This is a genomic window from Tannerella forsythia, assembly GCF_003860135.1.
In the GTDB taxonomy this organism is placed as follows: Bacteria; Bacteroidota; Bacteroidia; order Bacteroidales; family Tannerellaceae; genus Tannerella; species Tannerella forsythia_A.
This window is the reverse complement of sequence record NZ_RQYN01000078.1, coordinates 1-8456: the sequence shown is the minus strand read 5'-3', so window position 1 is coordinate 8456 and position 8456 is coordinate 1. Positions and strand designations below refer to the sequence as shown.

Below are 8456 nucleotides of genomic sequence, written 5' to 3'. Positions count from 1 at the left end.
TATGTAAGTTTACGCGCGTCCGTATGTAGCGAAATTTATATACGGACGGAAATTTTTGCGCATCCGTATGTACGTGAAATTAGCGTAAAATCCCACGTCAGACACTTGCCGAATTTAATCTTGAGAGATGCGATGTTGCCGGGCCTTGTAAAGCAGAAAAACGGCCTTTTGGGGGGGGATGTATGTTTTCAGGGACAAAGGCATTTGCTTTTCTGTTAGGGAGATTGAAAATAATCATGTACATTTGCCGGATAAAAGAAACGAAGAGAAAAGAAATGATTCAATCTATGACCGGATTCGGCAAGGTTACGGCCGAAATGCCGGATAAAAAGGTGACCGTCGAGGTCAAATCGTTAAACAGTAAGCAACTGGATTTATTTACACGTATTCCGTCCGTTTATCGGGAAAAGGAGATGCAGATCCGTAATGAGCTATCGCAAAAGTTGGAGCGAGGGAAGATCGATCTTATTCTCCATGTTGAATATATCGGGAAAGATACTTCGACAAAAATCAATGCGGCGGTAGTAGAAGGCTATTACGAGCAGATTCGAGACCTAGCGGAGAGATTGTCGGTGAGTGTGCCCGACGATTGGTTTCACACCTTGTTGCGTCTTCCCGATGTGATCAAAAACGAGACGGTAGAAGTCGATGAAGCGGAATGGCAAAAGGTTCATCAGGCAATTGCCGATGCGATGGCTCATCTGATCGAATTCAGACAGCAAGAAGGGATGATGCTTCAGAAACTCTTTGAACAGAAAATTGTGACGATCGGAGAGTTGCTCAAGGAAGTAGAACCGTATGAGCAGGAGCGGATCGAAAAAATCAAGGGGCGTTTGCTGGAAAATTTGCAAAAGGTGCCTGAGGTGGAATATGATAAGAACCGCTTTGAGCAGGAGTTGATTTATTACCTTGAGAAGTTAGATATCAACGAAGAAAAAGACCGATTGAAGAATCATCTGCAATATTTTATCGATACGATGAACAATGGGGTCGGGCAAGGTAAAAAGCTCGGATTTATCGTTCAGGAGATCGGTCGTGAGATTAATACGCTCGGTTCGAAAAGCAATCATGCCGAGATGCAGAAGATCGTGGTGCAGATGAAAGACGTTTTGGAGCAGATCAAAGAACAGATTTTGAATGTACTGTAATGAAGGGAAAACTGATTGTTTTTTCAGCGCCGTCGGGATCAGGTAAATCTACGATTATTCGCTATTTATTGGAAAAAGGCTTGCCACTTCGCTTTTCGATCTCTGCTACGAGCCGTGCTCCGCGGGGCGAAGAGGAGGATGGCAGAGAATATTATTTTTTGACGCCGGACGAGTTCAGACAGAAAATAGCGGCAGGCGAATTTCTCGAATACGAAGAAGTCTACCGAGATCAATTCTATGGTACACTCCGGTCGGAAGTAGAGCATATTCAGGCGAGCGGTAATACGGTCGTGCTTGATGTCGATGTCGTAGGAGGCTGCCGTATCAAAGAGCAATACGGAGCCGAAGCGTTGTCGGTTTTTATCCGCCCTCCGTCGATCGAAGCCTTGCGTGAGCGGCTCGAAAAAAGAGCGACAGATGCTCCCGAAGTCATCGAACGTCGGCTGGAAAAAGCGGCCTACGAACTTTCGTTTGCCTGCCAATTCGACCGAATCATTGTGAATGATGATTTGGAGCAGGCACAGCGGGAAGCGTTGAAAACCGTGACGGATTTTATTCACTCCTAAGGAGTGACGGTAGGGTATCCTTTTAGTTTTCTTTTTCAATGAAGACGGTCGGCATCTTTTCAGGTTCGTTTAATCCCATACATATCGGGCATTTAGCTTTGGCCAACTGGATTTGCGAGTATGAGCCGTTAGATGAGCTGTGGTTCCTTGTGACGCCACATAATCCTCTGAAAGCGGAAAATACGTTGATGAACGACCGTTTTCGGCTGTCGTTGGTTGAAGCGTCTATTCAAGATTATGGAAAGTTCAAAGCCAGCGATTTCGAATTTTCGTTGCCTCGTCCGTCTTATACAATTCACACCTTACATGCTCTACGTGAATCTTATCCGGAGGTTTTATTCGTACTTATTGTGGGTTCGGACAGTTGGAGTAACCTGAGTAAATGGAAAGAATCCGATGCGCTGATCCGTGAGTTCCCGATATGGGTTTATCCGCGTCAGGGCTTTGAGGTCGCTGTTCCTCCTGATCTTCCTACCGTGCGTTTTCTCAATGCACCCATCATTGAAATTTCTTCAACTTTTATTCGTCAGGCTATTAGAAGAGAAAAGGATGTTCGTTTCTTCCTGTCTGAAGCCGTTTGGGAATATATTCCGGAAATACGAGAAAGTCTGGAGACTAATGAGAAAAAATACCCTTTCGGATAGAGACGAAACACAAAATATCATTACTTTTGTAGGCCTGTTCGGAAGAAATTCCGACTGTTACAGAATAAGATATTGATTCAATGACAAAGAAGGAAACAAAACAATACGAGACGGATAAGCGTTATTTGCAGATGGCCGCGATTTGGGCGGAAAATTCTTATTGCCAACGCCGCAAAGTAGGGGCTTTACTTGTCAAAGATCAGATGATCATCTCCGACGGATATAATGGTACACCTTCGGGCTTCGAAAATGTCTGTGAAGACGAAAATAATGTAACGAAGCCGTATGTTCTTCATGCCGAAGCCAATGCGATTACGAAGGTCGCTGCTTCGTCGAATAACAGTCGTGGAGCGACCATCTATATTACTTCGTCTCCCTGTATCGAATGCGCTAAACTCATTATACAGGCCGGTATCGTACGTGTGGTATATTCCGACGAATACCATACGGACGAAGGCTGTAAACTGCTCAAACGGGCAGGCATCATCGTCGATTTTATTCACCTGAATCAAGAAGAAAAATGAGTAATTCCCGAAGGTATATCTTGTGGATGCCTGTAGTGGTTATCGTAAGTTTGGGCATCGGCCTCTGGCTCGGAGCCTATTTATATTCCCGTTCGCCTCGCATGCGTGAAGTGAATGCCGGGAAAAACAAAATCAACACGATATTGAACATCATCGATACGCAATACGTCGATACGGTCAATATGAATGATTTGGTGAATAAGACGGCTGCCAGCCTGATTAACGAATTAGACCCTCACTCCGTGCTGATCCCCGCTGAGAACGTGCAAGCCGTCAATGATGACCTGGAAGGCTCGTTTAGCGGGATAGGCGTATCGTTCAATGTAATCAACGACACGATCCTTATCATCACGGTAATGCCCGGAGGACCGGCCGAAAAAGCAGGCCTGCAGCCGTTCGACCGTATCATCTCCATCAACGACTCGACGTATGCGGGACAGAAATACAGTCAGGCAAAAATCATGCGTAATCTGCGCGGTCCCAAGGACAGTAAGGTGAAATTAGGGATTCAGCGTGACCATTCGTCCGAGCTCGCTTTCTTCGAGGTAACACGTGGAGAGGTTCCCAATCATTCCATCGAAGTATCGTATAAGATCGGTCGGAACATCGGTTATATCAAGATTCGAAGCTTCGCACGCACGACATACAACGAATTTATCACGGCAATCGCCAAACTTAAACAAGACGGCTGTACCGACTTTATCATTGATTTGCGAGATAATGCCGGAGGAATGTTAGATGCCGCCGTGCGTATGCTGAATGAGTTCATCCCTCGCGGAAAACCGATTGTCTATATGGAAGGTAAGGCATATCGACGTCAAGACTTTTATGCCGACGGGTCCGGATCATGTCAGGAGGTACCGATCATCGTATTGACAGACGAGCTATCAGGCTCGGCCAGTGAAATCTTTGCGGGCGCCATTCAGGATAATGATCGTGGACTAATCATCGGACGTCGTTCGTACGGAAAAGCTCTCGTGCAAGCACCGATTCCTTTGAACGACGGGTCGGAACTACGCTTGACGATTGCCCGCTATTACACCCCTTCGGGACGATGCATTCAGAAAATGTATCAATTGGGTAAGTCGGACGAATATGAACAGGATTTGTATCAACGGTTCATTCACGGTGAGTTCGACTCGGCCGACAGCATCAAAATGGATCAATCAGCCGTCTATAAAACGTTGGGAGGACGAACGGTCTACGGCGGTGGAGGGATCATGCCCGATATCTTTATTCCTCGTGACACGTCTCACATCACGTCTTATTATAACAGTGTGATGAACAGAGGACTGCTTTATCAGTTTACAATTGAATATGCCGCTCGGAATTATAAAAGGTTCTCGTCTTTCAAGACGTATCAGGAACTATATGCGCATTTGCAACAACTGCCTGTTTTGAATGAATTTACGGATTATGCCGAAAGCAAGGGAGTTAAAAAGCGTCCGACTTTGATTAATATTTCCAGAAGTCTGATTGAAAAGTCTATACAATCGTATATTGTTCGTCACTTCTTCGATTATGCGGGTTTTTATCCGGTGTTTCAGAAAGATGACCTCACCTTGCGGAAGGCTGTTCAAGTATTGGAAGAAGGGACTTGGCGGCCTGAAATCCCCACGCAAGAAAAAAAACAGCCATGACGCTTGTCGAAGAGAAGCGAGCCTTGCGCAAAGAGATCGCCGTTTTGAAGCGTGGATATTCAACACTGGCGCTTCAAACATATTCACAGCAAGCGTTGAAATATCTCGAAGAAGATGAACTGTTTCGCAACGCCGGATGTGTCGCATTGTACTATGCGCTTCCCGGCGAGGTGCAGACGGCCGATTTTATTGAGAAATGGTACAAGGCAAAACGGATTCTCCTGCCTGTAGTCGTAGGTGACGACCTTTCATTGCAACGTTATACCGGTAAAGATCATCTTCGGAAAGGGGCGTTCGATATTCCTGAACCTGAAATGCTTTCGAGTTTACCTGAGGCCATGCAACCGGACGTGATTATCGTGCCCGGTGTTGCTTTCGACCGTCAGTTGAACCGTTTGGGCAGAGGAAAAGGATATTATGACAGGCTGCTTTCTCAGCCCGACACTCCTGCCATCGGACTTGCTTTCAGCTTTCAATTGCGCGATCGGATACCGACTGAACCACACGATCGGAAAATGACACGTATCATCACCGACAGTGAAATCGTCGGGTAAGCTACATTTTATCGGATAACGATCTCCCGAATCACGACCGAACCGGCACATTCATTCAGTTTTTCAACTAAATGGGCACGGTTTAGCATCAATTCGTTTCGCAATACCGATGAATCTACCGAGACATACAAAACACCTTGGCGAACATATAAACTGCGCGTAGCCTTCGATACGGTGAGTCCTAAGACTTCTCCCCATGCACGAACGACACGCACTTCGAGTATTTTCTGCCGAAGTTCGGGACGCTCCTTGTAAAATTCCTGTAGCAGCTCGCCAAGGGGTTGCGCATGTGTCCGTTTCATACCTCGCCCTCCATCGGCAATACTTGCCCTGCTTCTACTTTAAATACCGTATAGTGTTGTTGGATGGCTTTCAGCATTTGGTCTAAATATTTCCGGTTCGTATCCGTGATAAAGATCTGTCCGAACTGATCGCTGCCTACTAATTGAATAATCTGCTCTACCCGCTCCGCGTCGAGCTTGTCGAAAATGTCATCGAGGAGTAGAATCGGCATCGTGTGGCTTTGGGTGGCAAGAAATGAGAACTGCGCCAGCTTCATCGCGATCAAGTATGTTTTGTTTTGCCCTTGCGAACCGATATGACGGATCAGTGAATCGTTTAAGGTCATTTCAAGATCATCTTTGTGGATTCCCGTGAGGGTATAGCCTACCGCACGTTCACGTTCGCGATCTTCGGCCAGCTTTTCTTCCAGATGGACCGACCGGAGTTGCGAAATGTATTGAAGCCCTACATGCTCGGACGATCGACAGATGATCTGATAATATTCATTGAAGAATGGGAGAAAGACATCGACAAGTCGTACCCGTTTTTGAAAAATTACCTCTCCATGTTGCGCCAATTGCATCTCTAACACTTCGTACAGCGATTGGTCACGGCTTTGGTCGCGAAGTAGCCGATTGCGCTGCATCAGTGCCTTGTTATAGTGTATCAAGGCGTGCATATACGCTTTATCATATTGTGAGATGATCACATCTAACCACCGTCGCCGCTCGTCGCTGCCCCCGCGAATCAACTCCGAATCGAATGGCGAAACCATCACCAAAGGTAACAAGCCAATATGTTCCGACAGCTTCTGATAGGCTTTCTGGTTGCGTTTAAACAGCTTTCGCTGCCCGCGGCTGATCGAGCAGAAAATTGCTTCCGTCCGATCTTCATACGCATATTCGCCTTGTAATACGCATAATGCTTCGTCGCGATGAATCAGTTGACTTTCCGCTGTGTGCACATGGCTTTTACAAAACGAAAGATAATAGACCGCATCGAGCAAGTTCGTTTTTCCCATACCGTTTCTGCCGAAAAAACAATTCATTTTCGACGAACAGGCAATCTCTGCCTGCCGGATATTTTTATAGTTTAAAACAGACAGTTTGTTAAGTATCATAATATTAATCCTTATATGCGATAAATATCAGCAAAGATTTCAGGACAAAAATAAAAAATATAGTCTGTACATGAGGTTTATTCCCATAAAAAAGCTAATTTTGCACCCTGAATTTCAAAAAGGAATAAAACAGAAAACAATTATTATCGTTATGGCGAAGAAGACAACAAGCGAGGAAAAAGAGATAGAAGTTGGGGCTATCGTTTCCCGGTCGGAAGAGTTTATTGAAAAAAATAAAAAGACTATTATTGCAGTCATTTTAGGTATTGCTGCGGTAGTAGGTCTTATTCTGGTCTATCATTATATGTATGCCAAACCGCAAGCGGAAAAAGCCAAACTTGCGATTTTTAGAGGGGAACAGTATCTGGCACAAGACTCTTTCGCTTTGGCGTTAAACGGAAACGGGGTCGACTATGATGGTTTTGAAGCGATCATCGATCAATATGGGCGTACTTCGTCGGGCAATTTGGCTAAAGCTTATGCCGGTATTTGTCATTATCGTTTGGGGAATCCTCAGGAAGCGATCAAACGCCTCAAATCATATAGCGGTAACGATTCGCAAATCGCCCCCACCATGATCGGTTTAATTGGTGACTGCTACGTATCAGCCGGTCAGACGAAAGAAGGGATCAGCTATTTTGAGAAAGCTGCTTCGAAAGCCGATAACGATTTGATTAGTCCGATTTACCTGAAAAAGGCGGGTCTTGCTTACGAATCTTTACAGCAGTACGACCAAGCCCTCAAGGCTTATAAAACAATCAAAGAGAAATATCATCAGTCGATGGAAGCAATGACGATCGACAAATATATCACTCGTGCCGAGATTTTAGCTCAAAAGAAATAAAAGATGGCGACAGTCTACCAGAATCTCTCCGAATACGATTTCGATAAAGTGCCGGATGCTTCATCCATGCGCTTTGGAATTGTAGCGTCGGAATGGAATCAGAACATTACGGAAAAGTTGCTTGAAGGAGCTTGTAATACCTTGGAACGTCATGGCGCATCAGAAAAAAATATCTGTGTAGAGCGAGTACCCGGTAGCTTTGAACTGACATACGGAGCCAGAAAAATGGCCGAAAACAAAGACGTCGATGCTATTATTGTCATTGGTTGTGTGGTGCGCGGTGATACTCCTCATTTTGATTATGTATGTTCGGCCGTTACACAAGGTGTCACCGAACTGAATCTACAATTTGGAATTCCCTTCATCTTCGGGATGTTGACGACGGAAAACATACAGCAAGCCGAAGATCGTTCCGGTGGACGATACGGGAATAAAGGAGATGAAGCTGCGGTAACCGCAATAAAAATGATCGATTTTTCTCGTAGAGTTTGCACAGAAAAAAAATAAAGCGTATCTTTGCATCGCATTTTTAACAAGGGGGCAGTTACCAGAGTGGCCAAATGGGGCAGACTGTAAATCTGCTGGCTTACGCCTTCGGTGGTTCGAATCCATCACTGCCCACTTCCCCGAGTTTGAAGATATAAAGTCTCAGTAGGATAAGATCGAATCAGGGATGTAAATTGCGGAAGTAGCTCAGTTGATAGAGCATTAGCCTTCCAAGCTGAGGGTCGCGGGTTTGAGTCCCGTCTTCCGCTCCAAGTTTAAACAACAAGTAGATATCAAAGGTTTTACGAGTGATCGTAGAACCTTTGTTCGTTTTCAAGGGGGGGCAAAAGCAAACGAAAACCATGATATATTTGAAAAAACTTACAAATAAATTACAAAAACAGATTCCGATATGGCTAAGTTTTCGATACGCATAAGAAACAAGAGAAGCGACGGATTTTACCCCGTGTACATCGGCGTGTTTCATAATCAACCCAGATTCCGCGATAGAAAAATCTTAAATGAATCTCCGTATATTTTCCTAAAAAGACTATTTTTGCAAAAAAAAATAATGCAATGACCCTGATCGATTTTCTAACTCACTTTCCGGACGAGGAAAGTTGCAAGCAAAAGTTTAAGGCCTATCGC

10 protein-coding genes and 2 tRNA genes are annotated in these 8456 nt (G+C 45.0%); 10 read left to right on the top strand and 2 right to left on the bottom strand.

All coding sequences use genetic code 11. The annotated features are described in order from the left end of the window. Positions 1-275 precede the first annotated feature (275 nt). From EII41_RS12875 to EII41_RS12850, 6 genes are all read left to right on the top strand, one after another. Positions 276-1148 carry a YicC/YloC family endoribonuclease gene (locus tag EII41_RS12875; RefSeq protein ID WP_124790914.1) on the top strand — a complete coding sequence of 291 codons (873 nt, stop codon included), beginning with the start codon at positions 276-278 and terminating at the stop codon, positions 1146-1148. Next, entirely contained in the window at positions 1148-1714 is a 567-nt protein-coding gene (gmk, locus tag EII41_RS12870) for a guanylate kinase (protein ID WP_124790913.1), read from the top strand. The genes EII41_RS12875 and gmk overlap by 1 nt, the downstream gene beginning before the upstream one ends. Before the next feature lie 38 nt (positions 1715-1752). Continuing rightward, positions 1753-2358 carry a nicotinate (nicotinamide) nucleotide adenylyltransferase gene (gene nadD, locus EII41_RS12865; RefSeq protein ID WP_124790912.1) on the top strand — a complete coding sequence of 202 codons (606 nt, stop codon included), beginning with the start codon at positions 1753-1755 and terminating at the stop codon, positions 2356-2358. A gap of 80 nt (positions 2359-2438) precedes the next feature. Then, a complete protein-coding gene (locus EII41_RS12860; protein WP_124752640.1) occupies positions 2439-2882 on the top strand; it encodes a dCMP deaminase family protein in 444 nt (147 codons plus the stop codon). Beyond that, the gene (locus EII41_RS12855) at positions 2879-4522 is read left to right on the top strand and encodes a S41 family peptidase (protein ID WP_260425590.1); all 1644 of its coding nucleotides are present in this window, start codon (positions 2879-2881) and stop codon (positions 4520-4522) included. The genes EII41_RS12860 and EII41_RS12855 overlap by 4 nt, the downstream gene beginning before the upstream one ends. After that, positions 4519-5076: a 5-formyltetrahydrofolate cyclo-ligase gene (locus EII41_RS12850; RefSeq protein ID WP_124790911.1), complete on the top strand. Its 558-nt coding sequence runs from the start codon at positions 4519-4521 to the stop codon at positions 5074-5076. Before EII41_RS12855 ends, EII41_RS12850 begins: the two co-directional genes overlap by 4 nt. Positions 5077-5084: 8 nt before the next feature. Here EII41_RS12850 and EII41_RS12845 read toward each other — a convergent pair whose 3' ends face one another. Continuing rightward, positions 5085-5378 (bottom strand): DUF721 domain-containing protein, encoded by a 294-nt coding sequence (locus EII41_RS12845; RefSeq protein WP_124790910.1) that lies wholly within the window; start codon positions 5376-5378, stop codon positions 5085-5087. Then, entirely contained in the window at positions 5375-6478 is a 1104-nt protein-coding gene (gene recF / locus EII41_RS12840) for a DNA replication/repair protein RecF (protein ID WP_124790909.1), read from the bottom strand. Before recF ends, EII41_RS12845 begins: the two co-directional genes overlap by 4 nt. A 151-nt stretch (positions 6479-6629) precedes the next feature. Between recF and EII41_RS12835 the strand changes: the two genes are divergently transcribed. The 4 genes from EII41_RS12835 (at position 6630) to EII41_RS12820 (ending at position 8080) form a co-directional block, all read left to right on the top strand. After that, positions 6630-7322 carry a tetratricopeptide repeat protein gene (locus EII41_RS12835; protein WP_124790915.1) on the top strand — a complete coding sequence of 231 codons (693 nt, stop codon included), beginning with the start codon at positions 6630-6632 and terminating at the stop codon, positions 7320-7322. 3 nt (positions 7323-7325) lie between these two features. Then, complete coding sequence (gene ribH / locus EII41_RS12830; RefSeq protein WP_124752635.1) at positions 7326-7829, top strand: 6,7-dimethyl-8-ribityllumazine synthase; 504 nt, start codon at positions 7326-7328, stop codon at positions 7827-7829. 31 nt (positions 7830-7860) lie between these two features. Then, positions 7861-7943: transfer RNA gene (locus tag EII41_RS12825), tRNA-Tyr, on the top strand. A gap of 61 nt (positions 7944-8004) precedes the next feature. Continuing rightward, a tRNA-Gly gene (locus EII41_RS12820) sits at positions 8005-8080 on the top strand. Positions 8081-8456 lie beyond the last annotated feature (376 nt).